Source organism: Vreelandella sp. V005, assembly GCF_052645115.1.
This window is the reverse complement of record NZ_JBQXYA010000022.1, coordinates 1-475: the sequence shown is the minus strand read 5'-3', so window position 1 is coordinate 475 and position 475 is coordinate 1. Positions and strand designations below refer to the sequence as shown.

Genomic DNA, 475 nt, shown 5'->3' with positions numbered 1-475 from the left:
CAGAAGTGGTTAGCCTAACGCAAGAGGGCGATCACCACGGTGTGGTTCATGACTGGGGTGAAGTCGTAACAAGGTAGCCGTAGGGGAACCTGCGGCTGGATCACCTCCTTAAACGATGCGTCACAGTTAGTAAGCGTCCACAATGAATTACCTGATCAGAATGCTGTTACTACGCAGTGATAAGTGCTCTGTTTTTTTTACGTTAAAAAGAAAAAATAGCGTTTAAAGGTCTTAAGGACGTTTAAAGGTTTTTTTCTTTTTTAAGTCGAAAGAACACTTATCACTGCTTCTAGCAGTCGCTCTTTAACAATGTATATCATGCTGACAAGAACACTTCTTAGGAAGTGGTCTTAAATTGTGATACGTCTCAAGCGTATCCGGCAAAATGAAACGTTATCATTGCGAACTCCAGACTCCTTCGGGTTATAGGGTCAAGCAATGAAGCGCACACGGTGGATGCCTAGGCAGCCAGAGG

Annotated in this window: 1 rRNA gene; it reads left to right on the top strand. The window is 44.0% G+C overall.

Going from position 1 to position 475, the window contains the following annotated elements:
• A 16S ribosomal RNA gene (locus ACUN8H_RS18745) occupies positions 1-111 on the top strand; the annotation flags it as partial.
• Between the last annotated feature and the right edge of the window lie 364 nt (positions 112-475).